The organism is Psychrobacter cibarius (assembly GCF_016107535.1).
Classification (GTDB): Bacteria; Pseudomonadota; Gammaproteobacteria; order Pseudomonadales; family Moraxellaceae; genus Psychrobacter; species Psychrobacter cibarius.
In genome coordinates, this window is record NZ_JABASQ010000002.1 from 155706 (window position 1) to 180849 (window position 25144).

Below are 25144 nucleotides of genomic sequence, written 5' to 3' on the forward strand. Positions count from 1 at the left end.
TTATTAAAAATTAACAGGTAAGCCAGCGTTTAATAATTCAGCACTTAAGAATCAGATTGCTGATGATTATCCGCTTCACTTGTGCCCTGTGTCTCTTTAACCTTGTGATCGGTATTAGCATCTGCAATCCATTGTTGCATACGCGCAATCTCCATCTGCTGACCATCGATGATATCTTGTGCCAATTGACGCATCTCGTCGTCAGTGCCATATGTCAGCTGAATGTTTGCCATCTCTACCGCGCCAATATGATGCGGCAGCATACCACGTGCAAATGCCATGTCAGGCACAGGATCGGCGATACCCAATACCATCTCGCCATTTAAGACATCCATGCTTCTGGCATAGGCTTGCTGCATCGCTTCAGTATTGGGTTTAGGTTTGGCTGTATCAGGGTGGCTAGCAAGCCATTTATTCAAAATATCGATTTCAACTTGCTGAGCGGCAATAATCTCTTGTGCCAATTGACGCATCTCTTCGTCAGTACCATATTTCAGCTGAATTTTTGCCAGCTCCAACGCGCCGCGATGGTGCCCGATCATGCTTTTGGCAAAGGCGGTATCAGGATCGTTATAACTCATACCAATCATCATCTCATCGTGCATTCTCGTCATCGACTTGGTGTAGTCTCTGAGTATGTCGGTCATTTGGCTCTCATCCGCGATGTTTTCGCCACCTACTAGTTCGTTGTCAGCGTCAGCGTCATTTGGAGCATCAACGATATCAGTCACAGGTGGGGTCGTTGCATTAGGATCTGTGTCATCGTTGTCTTTTGTCGGCTGACAGGCGCTCAGTATAAGCGCCGTGGAGACGCTAGTGGCCAACAAGATCAAACGACGAGAAACAAACATAACATATCCCTATAATAAAAAATCAAATGATAAGTGGATGAGACTTATGATACCTAAATAATGGTGTTCTGAAGCTTAGCAGATAAACCTTGCTCGTTCGAGACGCGATGTTTAGCAAGTCGTAATTGGTTTTAATTGCTACCAAAGCCAATGACTAAAACGTATTCTGATCTAAAAAACTGATAGAAATGAGGACACGCCCAAATAAGCAGATGCCAGTCACGAGCAATCAGCAATGAGATACCAGTAGATTGGTAGTAATAATTAATCAAGAATGCCTAATTGCTGACAGCGTTCGCTAGTGAGATGAATGCGCACAAACTCACCAACGGCTAAATCACCCAATTCGAATCCTGCCACTGACCAGCGTATCAAACGCAGGCAAGGCAGTCCAACCTGCGCTGTCATGCGTCTGACTTGGCGATTCTTACCTTCATAAATCGTCAGCATGAGCCATGAAGTCGGTACATTCTTACGCTCACGAATAGGCGGCTCACGTTGCCATAAATCAATGGGTAAGTTTGCCTCTTCTACCATGAGAGCCGTCGCCGGTAGTGTCTTGCCATCTTTTAAATGTACGCCAGAGGCAAGCTCATTCAACTGTGCTGGCGTTGCTGTGCCTTCAACTTGCACCAAGTAAGTTTTGCCTTGCTTATGACGGTTTTTTGCAAAATTAGCAGCAGAAGGTGGCTGGGTAATGGCTTTATTGACTCGACCATCACTCGTTAAAATCAGCAAACCCTCTGAGGTGGCATCAAGCCTACCAGCAATCCGTAAAGACTTATCGGTAAAATACTGTGATAGGGTGGTGTGATCATTGTTGCTGTCATCACGAAATTGACTTTGCACCCCATAAGGTTTGTTGAATAAAATCAGACTAGAGGTTGACATGGTTTGGGATTTCCTAAATTTGAATCATTATTTTGTGCGTATTTTGAGATTAGAGCGTGTCCTCAATTCACCATTTTTAAAATGAGGACACACCCTAATAAAACGTTATTTTTTTAAATCAACGCTATAAGCTGCAAATTTGTTGATTTTATATAAAGTATCTTTGTTATTTTGCGCGTTATTATAACAGTCTGTGTGGATGCTATTTTACTAAAGGGATTTTTACAGTATCGTTAATTCAATAAATCGTTAAGTCAATAAATGATTATTCACTGTATCGCTATTTTACTTATTCATTTTTTAAATCATTTATCAGCATATCGCAACTTACCTATTGCTCAGAGTTTTTAGTTTGGCTCACCCGCGTTTAAAGCGGTATAAATAATCATAATAGAGTGGCTAGCATAACAGAGTGCTAAGGATGCTTGCGATATCTAACATACAACCAAGGAGTTTTATCCATGTCTTATGAGAAGGTTATCGTCCCAAGAGACGGCGAAAAAATTACCGTAAATGCTGATCTTTCGCTAAATGTACCCAATCATCCTATCATCCCGTTCGTTGAAGGCGATGGCATCGGGGTCGATATCACGCCTGTCATGATAAAAGTCGTTAATGCGGCAGTGGAAAAAGCTTATCATGGCAAACAGTCCATCATTTGGATGGAGGCTTATCTCGGCGAAAAAGCCGCTAAAATATACGATGGTGACTATCTGCCAAGCGAGACGCTAGAGATTTTAAAAGACTATGTTATCAGTATCAAAGGCCCATTGACCACGCCAGTTGGCGGTGGTTTTCGCTCATTGAACGTAGCGGTACGTCAAGAGCTTGACCTCTATGTGTGTCAGCGCCCAGTTCGTTGGTTTGAAGGTGTACCAAGTCCTGTTCAACATCCTGAGCTGACAGATATGGTCATTTTCCGTGAAAACTCAGAAGATATCTATGCAGGTATCGAATGGAAAGCGGGCAGTGAGGATGCTAAGAAAATCATCAAATTCTTAAAAGAAGAGATGGGCGTTACGAAGATCCGCTTCGATGATGATTGCGGTATCGGTATCAAGCCAGTATCCAAAGAAGGCTCGCAGCGTCTGGTGCGTAAAGCCATTCAACATGCTATCGATAATGATTTGCCCAGTGTGACTTTAGTGCACAAAGGCAATATTATGAAGTATACCGAAGGGGCATTTAAGGAATGGGGCTATGAGCTGGCCGCAGAACGCTTTGATGCAGAATTATTAGATGGTGGTCCTTGGATGACAATGAAAAATCCAAAAACAGGCAATGATATTATTATCAAGGATGTTATTGCTGATGCCTTTTTGCAGCAAATCTTGATGCGTCCTGTGGATTATTCAGTCGTTGCGACGCTAAACCTAAATGGAGATTATATCTCTGATGCCCTAGCAGCCGAGGTGGGCGGTATTGGTATCGCACCGGGCGCTAACAAAGGCGGCGCAATTGCAGTTTATGAGGCAACTCATGGCACAGCACCTAAATATGCGGGTCAGAATAAAGTAAATCCTGGCTCATTGATTTTATCAGCTGAGATGATGTTAAGAGACATGGGCTGGATAGAAGCCGCTGATCTCATTATTAGTGGTATCCAAGGTGCTATTGCTAACAAAACAGTCACTTATGACTTTGAGCGCCTCATGCCAGATGCTATCTTGCTCAGTACTTCTGAGTTTGGTAAAGCGGTTATCAAGCACATGGATGTTTAAAAAGTATATAGAGCTGAGTCAGCAGTTATCAGAATTTTATAGTATTGATAAAAGTATCAATATTCACAAAAGTATCGCTGAACATATCAATGTCCAAAAGCCACCTAAAGTTATGTAGGTGGCTTTTTTATTGGCAGTTTTTTGCTGTTTATAAGTGATATTTTAAAAGTAACGTTTTAAACGTACTGTCTTATGTTCAAGCATAAAAAACACCGCTTAAGTCTGAGACCTAAGCGGTGTTTTTATTTTACCTAACTGGGTTCAAAACTCTTTATAAGTAAAGAAAATTAAGCCCAATTATCTGCTGTATTAGCACATGACTCAATTACAATGAGGCGATTGCTGCATTGAATAGCGTGCTTGGACGCATCGCTTGTTCAGCCAATGCTTCGTCTGCCAAGTAGTAACCTTTTAAGTCGACAGGCTTGCCTTGAGCTTCATTCAGCTCTTTGACGATAGCCGCTTCGTTGCTCTCAAGTTTTTCTGCCAGTGGTGCAAATTTTGCTTTAAGATCAGCATCTTTATCTTGTGCCGCAAGCTCTTGTGCCCAGTACATCGCCAGATAAAAATGACTGCCACGGTTATCGATTTCACCTGTTTTACGTGAAGGACCTTTGTTGTTTAACAACAGTTTTTCTGTTGCCGTATCTAGCGTATCCGCCAAGATTTGCGCTTTAGCATTGTTATCGTGACTGGCCAAATGCTCCAAAGAGACGGTCAAGGCTAAGAACTCACCCAATGAATCCCAACGTAAATGGTTTTCTTCTAGTAGCTGTTGAACGTGCTTAGGTGCAGAACCACCAGCGCCCGTTTCAAACAAACCGCCGCCTTTCATTAATGGTACGACTGACAGCATTTTTGCACTTGTTCCTAATTCTAAAATCGGGAACAAGTCAGTCAAGTAATCACGTAAAATATTACCGGTCGCAGAGATAGTATCCAGACCACGGGCAACGCGCTCTAGCGTATAACGCATCGCACGAACCTGTGACATGATTTCAATATGCAGGCCTGTCGTATCATGATCTTTTAAGTAAGTTTGAACTTTTTTGATCAACTCGTTCTCATGTGGGCGATAAGGGTCTAGCCAAAAGATAACTGGTGTATCTGATTCACGGGCACGGCGTACCGCAAGTTTCACCCAATCTTGGATAGGCTCATCTTTAACCTGACACATGCGCCAAATGTCACCGTTTTCAACCTGCTGCTCAAGCAATACCTCATCAGTATCTTCATCGACAATACGAGCCAATCCTGAACCACTCGCCTCAAAAGTCTTGTCATGCGAGCCATACTCTTCGGCTTTTTGCGCCATCAAACCAACGTTAGGAACCGTACCCATCGTCGTTGGATCAAAATTGCCATGCCATTTACAGAAGTTAATCATTTCTTGATAGATACGAGCAAAGGTAGATTCAGGCATAACCGCTTTACAGTCATACATTTTGCCATCAGCGCCCCACATTTTACCGCCTGAGCGAATCATCGCTGGCATAGACGCATCAACAATCACATCACTTGGTGAATGGAAGTTGGTGATACCTTTTGATGAATCAACCATCGCTAGGCGTGGACGATGCACTTGGCAAGCATGTAAATCGCGTTCGATTTCTTCACGCTTACTGGCAGGTAGCTCAGCGATTTTTTCGTACAAACTTGCCATGCCGTTGTTGACGTTGATACCTAGCTCGTCAAAGAAAGCGCCATGCTTATTAAAGGCATCTTTATAATAAGTTTTGACCGCATGACCAAACACGATAGGATGCGATACTTTCATCATAGTGGCTTTTACGTGCAGTGAAAACAAGATACCAGCTTCACGGCAATCTTCCATTTCACGCTCATAAAACTCAAGTAATGATTTTTTGCTCATAAACATCAAGTCGATGACTTCTTTGTCCAGCAAGGCAATGCCTGTTTTGAAGACATGAATAGTGCCATCTTCAGCGACACGCTCCATACGTACGCTACGTGCTTTATCCAAAGTGATAGATTGCTCACCAGCATAGAAATCGCCACTGTGCATGTGCGATACGTGGGTCTGTGACCATTGCTTCCATTCACCCATAGAGTGTGGATGCTTGCGTGCATAGTTTTTAACCGCTTTTGGTGCACGGCGATCTGAGTTGCCTTCACGCAATACTGGGTTGACAGAACTGCCCAAGCTTTTGCCGTAACGCTTACGGATCTCTTCTTCTTCTTCTGTCTTAGGATCATCTGGAAAATCAGGGATAGCGTAGCCTTTGCTTTGCAACTCTTTGATACAAGCTTTTAGCTGTCCAACAGAAGCACTGATATTAGGCAGTTTAATGATATTGGTGTCTGGATCTTGAGTCAGACGACCCAGCTCAGCCAGATTATCAGGAACGCGCTGCTCTTCCGTTAAGTACTCTGGAAACTCAGCCAACACACGGGCAGCAACAGAGATATCGCTGGTTTCAACTTCGATACCTGCTGTTTGAGTAAAGGCTTTTACAATTGGCAAAAATGATAAGGTTGCTAGCGCTGGTGCTTCGTCAGTTTTTGTATAAATAATTTTAGACATTAGTTGGGCATTCCTTTTAGTTGTAATTAATAATAAGGCTCAAATATAAGTTAATAATTCCATGCAGCTCTGATGTAATAATGGATCATGCAACGATACTAAATAATGTGTCGCGAGCTTTTTGTAGCCAGTTTCTTGGAGACCATCGAGTCTGCTTAGAATTTTTCTTCGTTAAGCGGCAGTTTGACTGTCTTGTCTGAACGACCTGCTCATATGAATGACTTAAAAATAGAGTGCGGACGCTACATCATAGTTAACTGATTATAAATCTGATACGATGTCAATATCGCATAATGAACTAAGTGTAGTGTTTTCGGTTGTTTCTAATATGTCTTAATTACATTAAGCTGTTAAGAGCCTTATTCTACCAGTCATCGATAAAAATTTCATCCTTTCTATACAAACACTGCCTGCTAATATTCATCATAAAACGATGAATAATACAATCATTATTCAAAAAACTGCCAGTCATATCATAGATATGAATCGTGACTAAGTGATTCTTACTCTTCTGTCAGACATGAGCTGACAAACCAAATCATCTATGTTTTTAGAGATGATTTTACTGGGGTAGCTTTTATTATTGAGAACGCATTGTTATCTGTTTTATCCATAATATCTGACAATTATGAGAGCATAATTGTGACAGAGTTTGAGTAGAATTTTGCTAGGCTAGTCATATACGAAACAAGGTATAAAAAACTACGCCCATATAAAAATAAATAGTGAGTATTATGAGTTTACAATATGCATTACTCAATGACACCAGCTGGCAGAGTCAAGCAGACTGGCAAACCCCCGATACCCCTTTTATGTCGTTTGCTTTTTGGCAGGCGCTAGCTGACACTGGCGCGATTGGTGAGCAGGCAGGCTGGTTGCCGATATTTGTGTTGGTACATCGTGTCGCAAATAGTCAAAGCGACAGCTCGATAGACCACGCTGATCATAATGAAAACCATAGCGAAAACCATTCTGCGATTAACGAAGCTGCGCAAACAGTCACGCATCCTGTGGCGGTGTTGCCAGTATTCCTAAAAGGTCATCATCGTGGCGAGTTTGTGTTTGACCATTCATGGGCAGAAGCTTATGCGCGTTATGGGGTGGATTATTATCCAAGGCTGGTCACCAGCGTGCCCTATACACCGATTACGGGTCAGCGGCTTTGGTTGGCAAAAGGTGAGACGTTAACCACCGATATCATAAAGACAGCTATCGCAGGCGTCGATGATATTGCTCAGCAAGTAGGTGCCTCAAGCTGGCACGGATTATTCATTACGCCTGAATTGGCTACAATTGCCACGGCATCTATGCCTACTGATATTGATGTAGCGCATTTGCTAGCCGCTCAAGATAATGGTTTAGAATCAACCGCAATTGACATGCCCATACTGGAACGTCAAGGCTGCCAGTTCTTATGGCAAAATAAAGACTTGCTACAAGACTGCCAACCGTTTGCTGATTTTGAAGCATTCTTAGCGACGCTAAAAGCCAAAAAACGCAAAACCATCCGTGCTGAGCGTCGTAAGGTCGCCGAGCAAGGCATCATCTGCCAACGTAAATGCGGTGCCGCTATTACTGACGAGGACTGGAAAGCCTTTTATCATTGTTATGTGATGACCTATGCAGTACGTGGACAACAGCCTTATCTGACGATAGATTTTTTTATGGCACTGGCAGCGACTATGTCTGAGCACTTAATGCTCGCACAAGCGTTAGATGCCTCTGGAGAAATTATCGCCAGTAGCTTATTTTTATACGATGATCGCCATAGCGAAAATGCCACTCTTTATGGTCGCTATTGGGGAGCACTGGGTGAGTACGATAGCTTACACTTTGAGCTGTGTTATTATCAAGGTATTGAATTTGCCGTCGAGCAAGGGCTTAAGTATTTTGATCCGGGTACGCAAGGGGAGCATAAGCTGGTTCGTGGTTTTATTCCAACGACGACACACTCTATCCACCGTATTTATGACCCATGTTTTGTGCCAGCTATCGCCAATTTTTGCGCCCAAGACCGTGAGCATATGGCGCAGTATCGTCAGCAAGCGTTTGAGGCATTGCCCTTTAATGCGGATAATATGCCAGCCTTTGATACCAATCAATAGGCTTTGCTTAATACGCCTAACGCTCGCTTTCTTTTTTATTATTATGTCACTATTAGCCGTTAACTATGTCCAGTACTCCTTTTATTTGTCTTACCCATTTGTCTCCTCCTAGTGAGCTACTCTCGTGGCTCAATGTCGCAGGCTCTCTCACGGCGGTGTTGGAAGTGAAAGCAGGGCAGCCCTTGCGCGTGGAGCGTAGCTTTGAGGGCTACCGATTGCTGTCATTGGCACAAAAAAAACAATTGAATGTCACAGGTGCCATGCTAAATCGTCCCATGCTAGCATGGGTGCGTGAAGCGCAACTATATGGCAATGACGCACGCCCGTGGGTGGCCGCGCAAAGTATCTTTCCGTTACCCAGTCTCAAAGGTCACGCCCGCCGTCTACAGCAGCTCAAAGGCACACCCATCGGTTATGTGTTATTTAAACGCAGTCGAACCTTACCCAATCAGCGTTTTATCCAGCAGACAAGTGAAGGTTGGCAACGGCAAACACGTTATGATTGGTATGGTCGCCAGCTGCTGATCAGCGAAACTTTTTTGCCAGCATTTGTCACTACTGACAGTTAAATATCCGTTAAGTAGCCAGTCAATAGATAAATATCGCTAATAATCTGCTGACCAACAACAGGCTAGGAGCAATATGATAGCGGTAAACCATTTATTTTATTGGCTATTTATCTGAGTTATATCACCATTTAATTCACTCAGCTTACAGTGAGGTTTTTTTGCGCTCACCGCACAAATTTTCATGTTACACTTAATGTTTAGCGATGATTTTGATGCCAACGCGTATCGAGTTTATTGCCGAATTGGACAAGTTAATGACAGGCCTATTGCCTCTGCTTACTCCTACTTATCTTTGCTAATAGACTCAATTCACAATAATGGTCATACCATAAAACTGAGCGTAAAAGTACCGCTGGTACTTTGAGCGACGTTGACACAGTAATTGTTTTATTGTGGGCAGCCTATAAGCTTCTTTTCAACGACATTTTTCAATGACAGTCACTACCTAGGACATCACTATGTTTAAAGATATTTCTATCAAAGATTTTGATCCAGTACTTGCTGAAGCGATGGCTGCAGAAAGCGTTCGTCAAGAAAACCATATCGAATTGATTGCGTCTGAAAACTACTGCTCGCAAGCAGTGATGGAAGCGCAAGGTACAGATCTAACCAACAAATACGCTGAAGGCTATCCTGGTAAGCGTTACTATGGTGGTTGTGAGCATGTAGACGTTGTAGAGCAATTGGCGATTGATCGTGCAAAAGAGTTGTTCGGTGCTGAGTACGTCAACGTCCAGCCACATTCTGGTAGCCAAGCAAACTCTGCCGTATTTTTAGCGTTACTTGAAGCAAATGACACCGTACTAGGCATGAGCTTAGACGCAGGTGGTCACTTGACTCACGGCGCACACATTAACTTTTCAGGTCTGAACTACAATGCTGTACAGTACGGCTTGGTCGAAGGCACTGGTCTTATCGATTATGACCAAGTTGAAAGTTTGGCAAAAGAGCATAAGCCTAAAATGATTATTGCTGGTTTTTCAGCGTATTCACAGGTAGTCGATTGGGCACGTTTCCGTGAAATCGCTGATGAAGTTGGCGCTTATTTGCTAGTAGATATGGCGCACGTTGCTGGTCTAGTTGCTGGTGGTGTTTATCCAAACCCAGTACCGTTCGCTGATGTGGTTACAACGACTACGCACAAAACCCTACGTGGCCCACGTTCAGGTATGATTTTGGCACGTGATGAAGTACTTGCTAAAAAGCTCAATTCTGCCGTATTCCCAGGTAACCAAGGTGGCCCGTTGATGCATGTCATCGCGGCAAAAGCGGTTTGCTTTAAAGAAGCGTTAGAAGATAACTTTTCTACTTATCAGCAGCAAGTGGTTAAAAACGCTAAAGCGATGGCAAAAGTGGTTCAAGACCGCGGCTATGAAATCATATCTGGCGGTACGGAAAACCATCTCATGCTGATCAGCCTCGTTAAGCAAGAAATGACGGGTAAAGAAGCGGACAAATGGCTTGGCGATGCGCATATTACTGTGAATAAAAACGCCGTACCAAATGATCCAAAATCGCCGTTCGTGACGTCTGGTATCCGTATCGGCACGCCAGCAATCACTACTCGCGGCTTCAACGAAGCGCAAGCGGGTGATTTGGCAGGTTGGATTTGTGATGTACTAGATAGCCGCGGTGATGAAGCGGTCGCTACTGAAGTACGCGGTAAAGTAGAAGCGATCTGCAAAGAGTTACCAGTTTACGAAAAAAATCAGTAAGTCTTAAGCTTTGAGTTTGAAGCTTAAAATAAAAAACCGCTTAGCTGAATGGCTAGGCGGTTTTTTTATGGTCAGCTCACTTCTGTTTTGAGATAAAATATACTGCCTTCTTTTTTAACAAGTATGACGCCTTTATTAAAAGGCTTTATAGCGTCTTGGTTCTGCGGAATAATAGCGATGTCATTATCGAAATATCCTAATTGTGCGTCTTGTTTCACACTGGTGATATCTATATCTCCTTCAAAATACCATAGACTATCTTTTGAAAATTTGGTTTTGTTATCTACTACAGCTAAGATATTGTCTTGCTCATCTTCTAATTTAAAGGTCGTTGCACCTTTTAGAGCTTCATCCAAAAAATTAATATACGTTAAATCTAAAAAATTAAGGTCATTGAACTGTACTGGCACAATCTCTTTACCTAGTTTATCTACCAAGCCTACTTTAGTCTTTTTGGTGACGTGAGCTATACCATTGGTAAAAGGCTCAACCTTATCGTATTTAAAGGGAACAACGGTTTTATTTTTGGTATCAATAAAGCCCCATAATCCGTCTTTTTGAGCGGGTGCTAAACCTGCTTCAAACGTATCAATTTTGTCGTATTCTAACGGTATGACCACTTGGCCAATTTGATTGATTAGCCCCATCATACCGTCTATATCAACTGCTAATAAGTCTTTATCAAAATGCCAAGTATAATCATACTGTAGAGGGATAATTATAGCTCCTGTCGTATCTACAAACCCTGATTGACCATTTTTAGTGACAGGGGCGAGACCTTTATTAAAATCCAAAACATTCTCATATTGCAAGGGGATAACTGCGTTACCTAACTTGTCAATGAAACCATATTTATCATCCTTTTTAACCCACGCTAGACCATCAATAAATACACCAGCCTCATCGTATTTTGGTGGTGAGATGACTTTGCCTGACGCATCTAAAAAACCAGATTTACCTGCTTGAGAGATATGTATAATACCGTCGGCAGTGTGCGAGATATTGTCGAATTCCACAGCCACAATGACATTACCTGTGCTATCGATAACCCCTTTTTTATTTTCTTTTGTGACGATAACTAACCCTTGACTAAAGTCTTCGACAGAATCATATTCTGTAGGTATGACCTCATGACCCGCTCTATTAATAAAGCCAAACTTATCATTCTTCTCAACGCGGGCTAGCCCTTCATCGAAAACTTCAATAGCACTGTACTGTATAGGAGTGATTTTATTTCCGCTTTGGTCGATGAGACTCCATTTGCCTTCTTTTTCTACCCGTGCGATACCCTGCTTAAAAGAGTGAGCGCTATTAAACTGCTCTGGAATGACAAAATCTCCTTTTTTATCAATAAATCCATAATGATCATCTGAGGATGGATAGTGTTCAGCCATGGTTACACTGGCTAAGCCCTCACTAAAAGAGGTTGCATTGCCATATTGTGGAGGGATAATTTCATCGGCCTGTTTATTGATAAATCCATATTTCCCAGCCTTTTCGACGACGGCTAACCCTTCAGAAAAAGAGTTTACATAGTCATACTGGATAGGGATAACAACCTCTCCAGCTCTATTAATAAAACCCCATTTATCATCTTTTTGAACTCTTGCCATGCCTTCAGAAAAAGACCCAGCATTACTATATTGTAGTGGGATGACTTCCTCTCCAGTTTTATTGATAAACCCACTGTTATTGTTTTTCTCAACCATTGCTAAGCCTTCAGAAAAAGACTCAACATTTTCATATTGTAATGAAGCAATAGTGTTGCCCTTTTCATTGATAAAGCCCCATTTATCTAGCATAACGATATTTGCCAATGGGCGAGATGTCGCGACAGCGGCCAACCCTTCATTAAAAGATTTAGCCTTATCATATTGCAGTGGTACAATGATTTGTCCTGAAGCGTCAACATAACCATATTTGTCGTAATTATATGGGCTTTTAAAAGTAGTACGCATTACTCGTGCTAATCCTTCACTTAAGCAATCAATACTCTCGTAGTTTGCGATAGGTGGCTTTTTACATACCTCGGTCAATGAGTCATTTGCCCAAGCAATTTGTGCAAATAACGTTGTCGCTAGAGCGAGGCTGACCTTCAGTTTTGAGAAAATCGGATTAAAGAACATAAATATCTACAATAGTCATCATTAGTTCAATAGTAGGTAGACAACTAAGTTAAGTCCAGACAAATATTCTCATCCGTTACTGTACTTGGTTTATGCTAAAAATCAGTGAGTCTTAAGCTTTAAATGAAAAACCGCTTAGCGTTTGCTAGGCGGTTTTTATGTGTCGTAGAAAATAGTAGCTAATCCTTCTTTAACGCATGACTGTCTTCTAATATGCCCATAAATCTCTCATATAACCAAGGCTCAGCATCATCGATGGCTTGGTTATATATTTTAGAGCCGATCAAGTCCACCATAAAATCGAATAAGAACTTGGCAGGCAAATTACCGATATCCAAATCAAACTCTTCGCTCATATAATCTCTCAAATTATCTAACAGCGCTTCTTCCTCTTCCTTTGATAACTTAATAATTTTGTCTTTACTCATATCATTCTCTCAATACTAGGTAATGATCTAGCTTAGTTCAATCATACCTTTATAGGAAGGTTGGATAACCAATAAAAAAGCTGGGTTACGATAGCGTAGCCCAGCCTTATTCAGGTTAATTCGACTTTATTGCTTATAAAATTACATAAACGGCAGTTTAGTAAATATCTGCAAGATCGTCGCGTTGACGATATCGACAAAGAATGCACCAACCATTGGCACAATCAAAAACGCCTTAGGCGAAGGCAGATAGCGATCCGTGACCGCCTGCATATTGGCAATCGCCGTTGGCGTCGCACCCATACCGAAACCACAATGTCCAGCTGACAAGACCGCTGCATCATAGTCTTTACCCATCACCTTAAAGGTTATGAAATAGACATAAACAACCATAATGACCGTCTGTACCAATAAGATAATCAACACAGGGCCTGCCAAATCAGTCAGCTGCCATAGCTTCAATGACAGCAGCGCCATGGCTAAGAACAGACTCAAAGAAGCGTTACCAAATACGTCGATAGAGCGATCAAACATATCAAAATTAAAGATAGTGGTTAAGACATTACGAATAATCACACCACCTGCCAACGCCCAAACGAAGGTAGGTAGCTCAAACCACGTGCCTTGGGCAACAAGCGTCATGACATCGGCGAAGGCCAACGCTGCGGCAAACAATGCCAATGTTTCAATAGTAGAAGAGGCGGTGATAAAGCGCATGCTATCAGGTCTTTCGAAAATTTCTTTATTACTACTCGCCGAATCTTCATCATGTTTGGTGCTATAAAGCGACTGCGCACCAGCGACTTTTTCGATGTCACTAGGATTGGGATTGGCGGGTGTTGGTTTTAACCCCAGCTTTTGAATCAGGCGACGGGCAACAGGACCACCAATGATACCGCCAGCGACTAAGCCATAGGTAGCAACGGCGATACCAAGCGTCGTTGCACCGACCACACCGTAATCTTGCTCCAAGGTGATACCCCAAGCACCTGCCGTGCCGTGACCACCAGTCAGGGCGATAGAACCTGTCACTAATCCAAGTAGTGGATCAAGTCCCAACGCGCTTGCCATGGCCACACCAACGACATCTTGCAAGACGATAAAAACGGACACAACGATGGTAAAAATCAACAATGGCGTACCACCAGCTTTGAGTCTACTAAAATCAGCACTCAAACCAATAGAGGCAAAAAACATCAGCATGGTAGCCGTCTGTAATCCTTGATGAAAGTTAAAACTATATCCCCAAATGATATTTAGAATATAGACCACTATTGCTGCGACCAAACCACCAGCAACAGGCTCTGGAATGTTAAAATCTTCTAAGAATTTAATTTTCTTGACCAAAAAGCGCCCAAGCAGCAGCACTAGAGTGGCTAGTATCAGCGTGTAATAGCCGTTTAGGGTAATTTCCATATATTAATCCTTTCTATAAAAATAAATTAACCTGAATTCGGGATAAATATGGTTTTATCTCGAATTCAGGTTTGTGTGGTGATTGGCGACTAGGCATCATCCACGGACGGCATAATAACCCATAATTGCGGCTTGCCAAAATCTCTGTAGGCATCTTCAATGATGCTTTTGAAAACATTAAAATCTTCGTTGTTTATTTTTTTCACCGCTGTTAGATCCATCATCAGGTGAGTCACTTCGCTGTCCGTTAAACAGTCCCATGCGCTATCCCAGTTATGTGAAAAATAGCTGGGAAAATCACAGGCATTGGCTAAGTTTGTTAATAATGTGGTTTTATTGAGTATCTCGTCTACCGGTATGTTAACAGTCTGAGCGGGCATGCTAGCATTTAGTGCTGTAGTTTTTTGGTTAATATCTTGGTCAAAACTCAGATTAATATAGTGGATGGCTTTACTCATATTATTTTACGTCCAGTCTGCGAAAGCTGTCATAGTGATCAACGGTTAAGTAATACACGGTCGGTGGATGACCACCTGTGACGATACGCCGTGCACCGCGATGTGACACGCCAGGGGTCGGCACGGTATATTCGCGGTAGTAGCCTTGCGACTGCGCGGGCAATCTGCCCTCACGATTATAAAATGTCGTGCCATCTTTATGAGGATAAGGAAAAGGCCCGCCTCGTTGAATAAGGGCAATGGTATTGTCTATCTGAGCATCGCCCGTGACGCCGCTTGTCTTTACTGGCTGGGTCTCGGATGAGGTTTGTGATACCGCTGTTGGGGCAATACTATCGGTCAAAAACCCAGACGACAAATCACCAAAAAAGTAAACAGCGACGGCAATAAGAGCAATCAAACTAAATAGGGTAGATCCTAAGCTTCTCTTGTTTTGGTTGCCACGATGATGATGACGATTGTCACGGGTAGTGTGTCGCGGGTTTTTGTTATTATCAATAGAGTTGTTTCGGCTGTTAGTATTTGAATAGTGATTGGTTATATTTGAGTCTGGAGTGGCTAAAATACGCAATTCGTTGGAAGTGACTTCAGTGGCTCGTAGTTGGTTTTTATCATTACGCTCACTATTAAAATAGACGCTTTGACCAACGGTTATCGGCTGTGATAATCGCACTTTACTCACATGAAAAAACACGTCTTCACTTTGATTGTCTACATCGATAAAGCCATAGCCTTTATCTGAATTCCAGTGCTTGATTTTACCACTCTGCATAAGCCCACTTTCCTATCGCTTGTTTCATTATCGTGCCGCATGACTTCTACCATACATATGGTTTTGATGCCGCATATATGACATATTTGACACTACTAAAAAACGCCAGCAATGGAGCTGGCGTTTTTTTGTGGATTATACGTTAAATGAGAGAGTGGATGATAGGCTAAGCGATAAGACGTTAGACGCGAGTCTCACCATGACCATACACGATCCATTTTTGTGAGGTGAGACCTTCAAGTCCTACTGGACCACGAGCGTGGATTTTATCGGTCGAGATGCCAATCTCGGCACCCAATCCATACTCAAAGCCATCGGCAAAACGGCTAGAGGCGTTAATCATAACGCTCGCCGAGTCGACTTCACGGATGAAACGTTGCGACTTGGTATAGTTGTCGGTAATGATGACGTCGGTATGATGGCTGCCATGAGTATTGATATGTTCAATGGCTTCGTCAATACCTGACAAGACTTTTACCGCTAAGATAGGCGCTAAATATTCGGTATCCCAATCCTCAGCAGTGGCCGCAGACAAATGTCCAGCAAGCTTAGCATTGTCATTTAAGATGGCTTGCGACTTGTCATCAAGGCGCAATTGCATCGCATCGTCAGCGGCGATGATGGCTTCGGCAATCTTTGGCAATAGCGCACCCGCGACTGATTCGTCGATCAATAGCGTCTCCATAGTATTACACGTACCGTAGCGATGGGTTTTTGCATTGACGCTGACTTTGATGGCGATTTCGGCATCTGCATCGCTATCGATAAAGGTATGGCAGTTGCCATCTAAATGCTTGATGACAGGAACACGAGCATCACGGCTGATACGTTCAATCAATCCTTTGCCACCGCGTGGGACAATGACATCGACATAATCTGTCATGGTGATCAGCTCGCCGACAGCAGCACGAGCTGTCGTTTGTAATACTTGCACACTGTGCTCAGACAGCCCGACTTTTTGTAGTCCTTCCAAGATACACTTGGCAATCGCTTGGTTGGATTCAAACGCTTCAGAGCCGCCGCGCAAGATAATAGCGTTGCCTGATTTTAGCGCCAATGAAGCCGCTTCTAAGGTCACATTAGGGCGCGACTCATAAATCATACCGACGACGCCGAGCGGCACCCGCATTTTACCCAAATGAATCCCTGATGGCTGATAGGTCATGTCAGTGACTTCGCCGATAGGGTCTGGTAATGAGGCGACGTCTTTTAACCCTTGGAGCATACCGTCAAAGCGGGCATCATTTAGCGCTAAGCGATCCAGTAAGGCTGCCTCTAAATCGTTGCTTTGTCCATTATCCATATCGATTTTATTGGCGGCCAAAATATCTGATTTGGCCTCTTTTAATACATCATGAATCGCCATTAATGCTGAGTTTTTGTCACCAGTGTTTGCCGCAGCCAGTAAACGAGAAGCTGCTCGTGCTTGTTTGCCAACAGCTTGCATATAGGCAGTAACGTCTGTGGTATTCGATTGACTCATAAATTATTTTCCTTATGGTTATAAATGTTTTAAGCAAATGAAAGCGCCCAAAAAGGCGAAAATGTGGCAAAAAGATGATTTTGATACCTGTCAGGTATTATGCTATTTAACATAGAGGAGATTGAGGCGATAGTAAAGATGATTTTGTGAACAGTGCCTGCTTTACATAGCGTTTATGAGCATGGTCGTCGCCTCATTTTACTGACTTTACCATTACTGAGTCCTTGCCACTTCATGATACAAATATCATTTTAGAGAAAGCAAAAACGCAAGCTTTCGGTTACGTGGTTTTAACAGAACTGCGTTGTAACTACTAAGGTAGCTAGCATTAATCATACGTATAGTAGAGCTTAACGGTGCATCAAAAAGCAATTAAAGGGCAGACATTCATGTACGAATGGTTGCTCGTCAAATACAATTCAATAAATGAAATAATGATGGAGAATAAAAATGTCTATTAGAAATGACACTATCGACAACACCACGCGTAAAAGCTTGCTGACAGTTGGTTTGGTTGCCGCGGCATTGACATTGGGCGCTTGCGGTAAGAAAGAAGAAGCCCCTATGGAAACTGCTCCAGCCGTTGATGCACAAACAGCGGTAGAGGATGAAGCCACTGGTGTTGCGACAGCAGGCGAAGATGATGATATTGCAGTTGCTAGCGCCGATGATGGCATGGCAGTGGGTAGTAATGATGATGTGGCGGTGGCAACAGCAGATGACGCCGAAGTGCTAGATGGTACTGAGAGCGAAGAACATGTCTCGACGTATTAAATCGCTATCTTGATTAACTAGTTATCATTAGTTGATGATATAAGCGAATAAAACTAGATAATCAGATAAAACTACGCCCAGTACACGAAAGTGATAAAATAAGGCTCAGCGCTGTAAATACAGTCTGGGCTTTTTTGTGTTATCTATTTAGTGGCTTATTAATATTTATTTACCACTGATTGAGCATCTGGTTCAATACAGGATTTGCCTTTTTGCTGTGTAATAAGAGACAATGTGACATTTTTTCTATTTGTGTCACGAATCATTGCCTTATCACAATAATGCTATGATTGATGCTGATACTATTTATGCTGCCTATGCCGCTATTTTTTATTTATTTTTATTCGTGTTTTCACTCATATTTATTGGAAGTCTGCTGAACCATGCTTGATATTGCAAAAGATCCGACTCGGCCTATCGCCTTAGATTTACAAGACGTCCATAAAAGCTATGGCTCATTGGCAGTGCTAAAAGGAGTGTCCCTTACCGCATATGACGGTGATGTCATCTCTATTTTGGGCTCATCAGGCTCAGGTAAATCTACCTTGTTGCGCTGCATTAATTTGCTCGAAAAGCCCAATCAAGGTCGTATTATTATCGGTAATGATGAGCTGATGCTCAAGCCTGCCAAGTCAGGTGAGCTGCAAGCGGTCGATATCAAGCAATTGGAAAACTTGCGCGCGCGCGTGGGTTTTGTTTTCCAAAACTTTAACTTGTGGCCGCATAAAACGATTTTGCAAAACATCATCGAAGGGCCAACGCAAGTTTTAAAGATTAAAAAAGATCAAGCCATTAGCGATGCTGAAAAACTGCTCGATAAAGTCGGTTTGCTTGATAAAAAAGACGCGTATCCAGCGAATTTATCTGGCGGTCAGCGTCAGCGTGTCGCTATTGCCCGTGCGCTTGCCATGCAGCCACAGGTGCTACTATTCGATGAGCCAACCTCAGCCTTAGATCCTGAGCTGGTCAATGAAGTGCTCGCTGTCATGCGTGAGTTGGCAGAAGAGGGGCGCACTATGCTTATCGTCACCCATGAGATGCGTTTTGCGAGAGAAGTATCAAGCAAAGTGGTGTTCTTGCATCAAGGCGTGATTGAAGAGATTGGCACGCCTGAGCAAGTTTTTGATAATCCTACCTCTGAGCGTGTCAAAGACTTTATGGCATCGCATCGTCAGAACTAGCCTCGTATTTAGTATCCGTTTTATACGCAAAAATGGGGTGGTAATATTCTTACCACCCTATCGTCATTTTATTTTAAGCGTAAAATTACTGCTTAGTAAGCAGCGTTGACCGTTTATTACTCGTTAATAACAGTCGGTATGTAAAACGTTTGTTTTTGATATTTTACTCAGGTATTATCAAAAGGTTTACAGGTGGTCGATAATGACGGCTGCTTGTGTATTCTGCTATCTATATTGCTTGTCTGGCAGGGACGTCAGAGAACAAAATATCAGAACCCTACATTAAAAACCCATCAGAATTTAAGGAATGTATGATGTCGAATTCTCGCCTATTGTGGTCATCGATGACCGTTACCGCCGCATTGATGCTGAGCGCCTGTAGTCAACCGGCTAATGAAACTACTGATAGCAACACTGACGCCGCTGCAGCAGAAACGGCTGGCAAGACCATTCGTATCGCGACCGAAGGTGCTTATCCTCCTTTTAACTACACCAATGCTGATGGCAGCTTGGCAGGCTACGATATTGACGTTGCCAATGCCTTGTGTAAACAGATGCAAGCCAAATGTGAAATCGTCGCTCAAGATTGGGATGGTATTATTCCGGGTCTTTTAGCACAAAAATATGATGCAGTGATTGCGGGTATGTCTATTACACCTGAGCGTCAAGAAAAAGTCGACTTTACCGAGCCTTACTTTGCCAATACGATGGTTTGGCTGACCGATACCAAAGGCAGTTTTGATCCTATGGCGATCAAAAACTTGACACTTGGTGGTCAACGTTCAACCACGCCTGGCGCTTATTTACAAGATAACTATGAAGGCAAAGACGGCAATACTGTGCAGTTGTATGACAATTATGACAATGCTTATCTGGATCTAAAGTCTGGTCGTAGCGATGCAGTATTGGCGGAAAAAGTCTCTGCCAAATCATGGTTGGCAGACAACCCTGAAGGCTTTGGTATCGTTGGTGACGAAATTGACAATGACGACAATATTGCCATTGCTGTTCGTAAAGGTGACGCACTCAGAGACGACTTTAATAAAGCACTCAGCGAAATCCGTAGTAACGGTGAGCTGGCACGTCTTGAGCAAGCGAACTTTGGTCAATAATCTTCTGATTGAAAAATGAAGGAATAGCAAACATGACAATATCAATGACATCATCATTAAAAACTAAGGCGCTTTGGCTTGCGCCATTAAGTGCCGCGATGCTTATGCTGGCTGGTTGTAATAATAGCGCCACGCCAGAAGATGGGGCGGCAGCTGACACCACAGCCGATGCACCTATGAACATAAAAATTGCCACCGAATCAAGCTATAAGCCGTTCAGTTATACCGATGCTGATGGCAAGTTAATTGGTTATGAGATTGAGCTGGTCGACGCTCTGTGTGCACAAATGAAAGCAAAATGTGAAGTCATCTCACAAGATTGGGATGGTCTCATTCCTGGTCTAAATGCCCAAAAATTCGATGCAATTATCGCAGGTATGTCGATCACGCCTGAGCGTAAAGAAGTGGTTGAATTCACTGACCCGTACTTTCACACTGGCATTATCTTGATTGGTAAAAAAGGTGATGACATTCGCGTCGATGCATTAAAAGGTCAGCCCATTGCCTCACAGCGCTCAACCGTCGCTTCACAGTACTTGCAGGATGAACATGCAGATGCTGATATCAAGCTTTATGATACCCAGGACAATGCGTATCTGGATCTGACTTCAGGTCGCGTACGGGCAATGATGTCCGATAAAGTCACTGGCATCGATTGGCTAAAAACGGATGCTGGCAAAGATTATGAAGTAAAAGGACAAGAAATCAGCACCGACGAAGATGCCATGGGTATCGCGCTTCGTAAAGGCGATCCATTGGTCGCTAAGTTCAATAAAGCGTTGGCTGAATTAAAAGAAAACGGTACTTATGACCAAATCACAGGCAGCTATTTTGGCACCAGCTCTACTGCTGCTGCGCAAAAAGCCGTGGCAACCACCGACGTAAAAGAAGTGATGGTGGTTGAAGGTGATGATGCTGTTGAAGTGAAAGAAGAATCAGCTGAAGCGGCGACTAACTAATATCATAGCTCATCTCTGTGCTCGGCTGATATGGCTGTCACGTATGGCGATATTCACTCATAGAGATGAGTGTTACTTTACTCACAAACCCCAAGGATGATCATGAACAACCATTTTGACCAACACCGTGCAATCGCGAACGCATCCGTTATCAATGGCATCAAGGCGCGACGTTTTTCAGCGCCCTTGCTTGCGATGGCGGCGCTTTTAACCTTAGTAGGGTGTAGCAATGGTCAAAATGATGCAAATGATGATGTCAGCCCAGACGCCGCTGAGACCGCAGCGACGGGTGATGTCTTGCGTATTGGTACCGAAGGCGCTTATGCTCCCTTTAACTATACCAATGCGGATGGCACCCTTGGTGGTTTTGATGTTGATATTGCCAATGCTATCTGTGCCGATATGAAGGTAACATGTGAAATCACAGCGCAAGATTGGGACGGTATCATCCCGGGTCTAAAAGCGGGTAAGTACGATGCGATTGTGGCCGCCATGTCGGTGACGCCTGAGCGTGAGCAACAAGTCAGCTTTACAGAGCCGTACTTTAGCAATACCTTGGTGTTTTTGGCCAAAAAAGACAGCAGCTTCGATCCCAATAATAGCGATGATATCAATGCGCATTCTATTGCCGCTCAGCGCTCGACCATTTCTTCGCAGTGGTTAGAAAAGGTTTATCCGAATGCTGACATGAAGCTTTATGACACGCTAAGTAATGCGTTTTTGGATTTGGGTTCGAATCGTGTTGATGCGATGGTGTCTGATAAGCTGCCAGCGCTAGAATGGCTTGGCTCCACCTCAGGCAGTCAGTATGCGCTCAAAGGTCAAGAGATTGACATCAATGATAATTTTGCCATCGCGGTGCGTCCAGGCGATGCATTGCAAGCAAAAATTAATAAGTCATTGGTCAATATTAAAGCCGATGGCACTTACGATAAAATCAATCAAAAATATTTTGCGATTCCAGCGTCAAGCTCAACGGTCACTACTGAGCCGGCAGAAAAACCTGCTGAATAAGTCTTAAAATACATTTAGTACTGTTGCGTCGTAACCGTGAGAATGGTGATTTTTAATAGGTTAATTTGAATTCCATTTCATAGGAAGGGTATTGCTTCAATAGCGATATCCTTTTTTTGTTTTTTATAAAAAATAGTTCGGTCTTGTGATATTGACTGTTCGGTTTGTAAAAATATGACTAATCTAATGTGTTTTTAAGAAGATAAGCGTCTATTTAAGCACTGCTTTTACGTGTGAGTATTAACATAGCTGGCAGCGAATATGATAAAATCAGCGCTCATTTCTACTGTGTCAATTTCCGCCGCAATAATCGTATTGATTTGACGTCGATCTATGACGCAAAGCACCAAGGTCTATTTGGTATAAAATACGCTTATCAGCAGCGCTCAGCGATTGATGCTGATTCTTTTAACTCATATTTTGCAAATTGCTAATATAAAGAGACTGAGTGGATAATTGTGTTTGATTTACAAGGATTTGGCGCGCTACTACTGAGCGGCGCTACCGTCACCATCAAGCTTGCCATGACCAGTTTAGTCATTGGCATGGCTTTAGGGCTGCTCGGTGCCACAGCTAAGCTGTCCAATGTCTGGCTGCTGCGTAAAATTGCGACTGTATATACGGCGACAATGCGCGGTATTCCAGAGTTGCTATTGGTATTGTTTATCTATTACGGTGGCTCTATGCTGCTGATGACGATTCTCAAAAAATTCGGCTATAACGAATATGTTGAGATCAGTGCCTTTTGGGGTGGCGTGATGGCGTTGTCTATCGCGTTTGGCGCTTATGCGACTGAAATTTTTCGCATGTCGATCCAAGAGATTCCAATAGGGCAGAAGGAGGCGGCGCAAGCGATTGGTATGCGTCCTTTCCAGACGTTTTATCGCATTACTTTGCCACAAGTTTGGCAGATTGCGTTGCCAGGATTGGGCAATTTGTTTTTGGTGTTGCTCAAAGATACCGCATTGGTATCGGTCGTGGGTCTCAAAGACATCATGTATCAGGCATCACGTGCCGCCCAATCAACGCAGCAGCCATTTACTTTTTATATGGCAGCGGCGATTATTTATCTGGGTTTAACCATGTTGATTACTGGTTTTATGATGTGGCTCGAATGGCGCGCCAATCCAGCGGCACGCTACGCTAAAAAGCTGAGCCGTCAGTCAACCCACCGTCAATCGACCATAGGATAGAGGAGAGATACTATGGATTGGAATTGGCAGGTCATTTTTGATAGTATTCCTGATTTATTAAACGGGGCAGTATTGACCGTACAGCTGGTAGTTATCTCAGGTATTATCGGTCTATTTTTTGGTTTGGTTTTAGCCCAGTTGCGCTTGTCAAAAAACTGGCTGGTACAGATACTACCATTTTCTTATATCTTCTTCTTCCGTGGCACGCCACTGCTGGTACAGATATTTTTGATTTATTATGGTCTAGGACAGTTTGAGGCTATACGGAATTCGTTCTTATGGGAACCTGTGCTCAGTCAAGCGTATTGGTGTGCCATCATTGCCTTTACCATGAATACCAGTGCTTATTTGGCAGAAATCATTCGCGGTGCGATTCAGACCATTCCTGTTGGTGAGCTCGAAGCAGCTGACGCTATCGGTATGTCGAAATGGCAAAAGCTTACGCGTATTACCTTACCCCGTGCCTTTGGTATTGTCATTCCAGCCTACAGCAATGAAGTGATCTTTATGCTAAAAGGCAGTGCGCTTGCGTCAACCATCGCTTTGATGGATATCACGGGTGTCGCTCGAACCATTAGTGCGCGAACTTATACCTTGATGGAGCTGTTCTTCGCTGCTGGTATTATTTACCTTTTATTATCATGGGTGATTTTGTTTAGCTTTAGGTTGTTTGAAAAAAGAATGAATCGCCACACAAGCTATGTACCGCCTGATGTAATGACCAACACCATACCTTAATGGTTTGGCTCAAAATAATGCTAAAAAATCAATGAAATAGCGGGTTAATATCTTAATATTAACCCGCTATTCTTTTGTTTAACTGCCATTTATCTCATTTTTATGGCTACTTTTAAAATGAAGATAAGCCCTAGAAAAATAGCGACAGATAGTGCAGTATGTATGACCAACCTATCAATAATCTGCTGTGAGTGCCTAGTATGAGCCAATCACCCCATATGTCTTTAATCAATGCGATTGCTGCCAGCGTCAATGATGACGCGAGCATCGCAATGGTTAACGATAGCGTACGTGCATCCATCGGCAAGGTGGTCTGTGTCGGTCGTAACTATGCGGAGCACGCCCGCGAGCTTGGCAATGAGATACCAAAATCACCCATCTTATTTATGAAACCAGCATCGTCATTGGTCAGTGTGCGTCATGATATCGTCCGTCCCAATCCAGCGATATATGGTGAGACCCATTATGAAGCTGAGCTGTGTGTACAATTAGCAGCAGACTTATCGGCAGCCACGCTTGAACAAGCACAGCAAGCGATTGGTGGCGTGACTTTGGGGCTGGATTTGACCTTACGTGACTTGCAAAGTAAGCTCAAAGAGAAAGGTCATCCATGGGAGCGTGCTAAGTGTTTTGATGGTGCCTGTGTACTTGCCGATTGGATTGATCCGCAAGCGTTTGGTGATTTTAGTCATGTCGAATATCAGCTTTATATAAATGATGAGCTGAAGCAAGATGGTGATAGTGCTTTGATGCTATTCCCAGTTTATGAATTGCTGGCAGAGATTAGCCATGCCTTTAGCTTACAAGCAGGTGACGTGATTATGACTGGAACGCCAAGCGGCGTTGGCATATTACAAGCAGGCGATGCGTTAAAATTGAAGCTCGGTGCCCATGAATGGCAGGCGCAGGTTCAATAAATTTTTATAGCAGTACTATTTTATCAGTCGTCAAATGCAGCGACGCTATCAAAAAATCCCAAGTTAACGCTTGGGATTTTTTCGTTTTATGAGGTGCTTACACAGTGCTGTCATGAGACTGTCATCTATGTTTCAACGTTCTGTCATAAACTCTCGGTAGACTTAGGCGTAATTCG

21 protein-coding genes are annotated in these 25144 nt (G+C 43.1%); 12 read left to right on the plus strand and 9 right to left on the minus strand.

What is annotated here, in order from left to right; translation table 11 throughout:
• Positions 1–44 precede the first annotated feature (44 nt).
• Together copM and JFC08_RS02640 are read right to left on the minus strand one after the other, a co-directional pair.
• A complete protein-coding gene (gene copM, locus JFC08_RS02635) occupies positions 45–851 on the minus strand; it encodes a CopM family metallochaperone (RefSeq protein WP_198329608.1) in 807 nt (268 codons plus the stop codon).
• Between the two features lie 264 nt (positions 852–1115).
• A complete protein-coding gene (locus tag JFC08_RS02640; RefSeq protein WP_055123471.1) occupies positions 1116–1742 on the minus strand; it encodes a pseudouridine synthase in 627 nt (208 codons plus the stop codon).
• 461 nt (positions 1743–2203) lie between these two features.
• Here JFC08_RS02640 and icd point away from each other — a divergent pair, with 461 nt between their 5' ends.
• Positions 2204–3463 carry an NADP-dependent isocitrate dehydrogenase gene (gene icd / locus JFC08_RS02645; RefSeq protein ID WP_198329609.1) on the plus strand — a complete coding sequence of 420 codons (1260 nt, stop codon included), beginning with the start codon at positions 2204–2206 and terminating at the stop codon, positions 3461–3463.
• Between the two features lie 325 nt (positions 3464–3788).
• Here icd and JFC08_RS02650 read toward each other — a convergent pair whose 3' ends face one another.
• Positions 3789–6008 carry an NADP-dependent isocitrate dehydrogenase gene (locus JFC08_RS02650; protein WP_109592386.1) on the minus strand — a complete coding sequence of 740 codons (2220 nt, stop codon included), beginning with the start codon at positions 6006–6008 and terminating at the stop codon, positions 3789–3791.
• Between the two features lie 734 nt (positions 6009–6742).
• Between JFC08_RS02650 and JFC08_RS02655 the strand changes: the two genes are divergently transcribed.
• From JFC08_RS02655 to glyA, 3 genes are all read left to right on the plus strand, one after another.
• A complete protein-coding gene (locus JFC08_RS02655; RefSeq protein ID WP_198329610.1) occupies positions 6743–8113 on the plus strand; it encodes a GNAT family N-acetyltransferase in 1371 nt (456 codons plus the stop codon).
• 65 nt (positions 8114–8178) lie between these two features.
• On the plus strand, positions 8179–8682 hold the full coding sequence (locus tag JFC08_RS02660) for a chorismate--pyruvate lyase family protein (protein WP_198329611.1): 504 nt from the start codon (positions 8179–8181) through the stop codon (positions 8680–8682).
• A gap of 458 nt (positions 8683–9140) precedes the next feature.
• Positions 9141–10397 (plus strand): serine hydroxymethyltransferase, encoded by a 1257-nt coding sequence (glyA, locus tag JFC08_RS02665; RefSeq protein WP_055123466.1) that lies wholly within the window; start codon positions 9141–9143, stop codon positions 10395–10397.
• Between the two features lie 71 nt (positions 10398–10468).
• Here the strand turns inward: glyA and JFC08_RS02670 are convergent, their stop codons facing one another.
• The 6 genes from JFC08_RS02670 to JFC08_RS02695 all read right to left on the minus strand — a co-directional run bounded on the left by JFC08_RS02670 (position 10469) and on the right by JFC08_RS02695 (position 17080).
• The gene (locus tag JFC08_RS02670) at positions 10469–12523 is read right to left on the minus strand and encodes a WG repeat-containing protein (RefSeq protein WP_198329612.1); all 2055 of its coding nucleotides are present in this window, start codon (positions 12521–12523) and stop codon (positions 10469–10471) included.
• 179 nt (positions 12524–12702) lie between these two features.
• Positions 12703–12951 (minus strand): DUF2164 domain-containing protein, encoded by a 249-nt coding sequence (locus JFC08_RS02675; protein ID WP_198329613.1) that lies wholly within the window; start codon positions 12949–12951, stop codon positions 12703–12705.
• A 141-nt stretch (positions 12952–13092) separates the two neighbouring features.
• Complete coding sequence (gene gltS, locus JFC08_RS02680; RefSeq protein ID WP_045453577.1) at positions 13093–14367, minus strand: sodium/glutamate symporter; 1275 nt, start codon at positions 14365–14367, stop codon at positions 13093–13095.
• 89 nt (positions 14368–14456) lie between these two features.
• On the minus strand, positions 14457–14825 hold the full coding sequence (locus JFC08_RS02685) for a barstar family protein (RefSeq protein ID WP_198329614.1): 369 nt from the start codon (positions 14823–14825) through the stop codon (positions 14457–14459).
• A 1-nt stretch (position 14826) separates the two neighbouring features.
• Positions 14827–15597: a ribonuclease domain-containing protein gene (locus JFC08_RS13855; protein ID WP_198329615.1), complete on the minus strand. Its 771-nt coding sequence runs from the start codon at positions 15595–15597 to the stop codon at positions 14827–14829.
• A gap of 181 nt (positions 15598–15778) precedes the next feature.
• Positions 15779–17080, minus strand: a complete 1302-nt coding sequence (locus JFC08_RS02695) for a glutamate-5-semialdehyde dehydrogenase (RefSeq protein WP_198329616.1) — start codon at positions 17078–17080, stop codon at positions 15779–15781.
• A 450-nt stretch (positions 17081–17530) separates the two neighbouring features.
• Between JFC08_RS02695 and JFC08_RS02700 the strand changes: the two genes are divergently transcribed.
• The 8 genes from JFC08_RS02700 to JFC08_RS02735 all read left to right on the plus strand — a co-directional run bounded on the left by JFC08_RS02700 (position 17531) and on the right by JFC08_RS02735 (position 24968).
• Positions 17531–17854, plus strand: coding sequence for a hypothetical protein (locus tag JFC08_RS02700; RefSeq protein ID WP_198329617.1), 324 nt, complete (start codon positions 17531–17533; stop codon positions 17852–17854).
• A 383-nt stretch (positions 17855–18237) separates the two neighbouring features.
• Complete coding sequence (locus JFC08_RS02705; protein WP_045443533.1) at positions 18238–19035, plus strand: ABC transporter ATP-binding protein; 798 nt, start codon at positions 18238–18240, stop codon at positions 19033–19035.
• 311 nt (positions 19036–19346) lie between these two features.
• Positions 19347–20147, plus strand: a complete 801-nt coding sequence (locus tag JFC08_RS02710) for a transporter substrate-binding domain-containing protein (RefSeq protein WP_198329618.1) — start codon at positions 19347–19349, stop codon at positions 20145–20147.
• A gap of 32 nt (positions 20148–20179) precedes the next feature.
• Positions 20180–21106: a transporter substrate-binding domain-containing protein gene (locus JFC08_RS02715; RefSeq protein WP_109590919.1), complete on the plus strand. Its 927-nt coding sequence runs from the start codon at positions 20180–20182 to the stop codon at positions 21104–21106.
• 102 nt (positions 21107–21208) lie between these two features.
• Positions 21209–22120: an ABC transporter substrate-binding protein gene (locus JFC08_RS02720; RefSeq protein ID WP_227697608.1), complete on the plus strand. Its 912-nt coding sequence runs from the start codon at positions 21209–21211 to the stop codon at positions 22118–22120.
• A gap of 458 nt (positions 22121–22578) precedes the next feature.
• A complete protein-coding gene (locus tag JFC08_RS02725) occupies positions 22579–23313 on the plus strand; it encodes an ABC transporter permease (protein WP_045453595.1) in 735 nt (244 codons plus the stop codon).
• Between the two features lie 12 nt (positions 23314–23325).
• Positions 23326–24051 carry an ABC transporter permease gene (locus JFC08_RS02730; protein ID WP_045443544.1) on the plus strand — a complete coding sequence of 242 codons (726 nt, stop codon included), beginning with the start codon at positions 23326–23328 and terminating at the stop codon, positions 24049–24051.
• A gap of 272 nt (positions 24052–24323) precedes the next feature.
• Positions 24324–24968: a fumarylacetoacetate hydrolase family protein gene (locus tag JFC08_RS02735; RefSeq protein ID WP_227697625.1), complete on the plus strand. Its 645-nt coding sequence runs from the start codon at positions 24324–24326 to the stop codon at positions 24966–24968.
• The last annotated feature ends 176 nt before the right edge of the window (positions 24969–25144 follow it).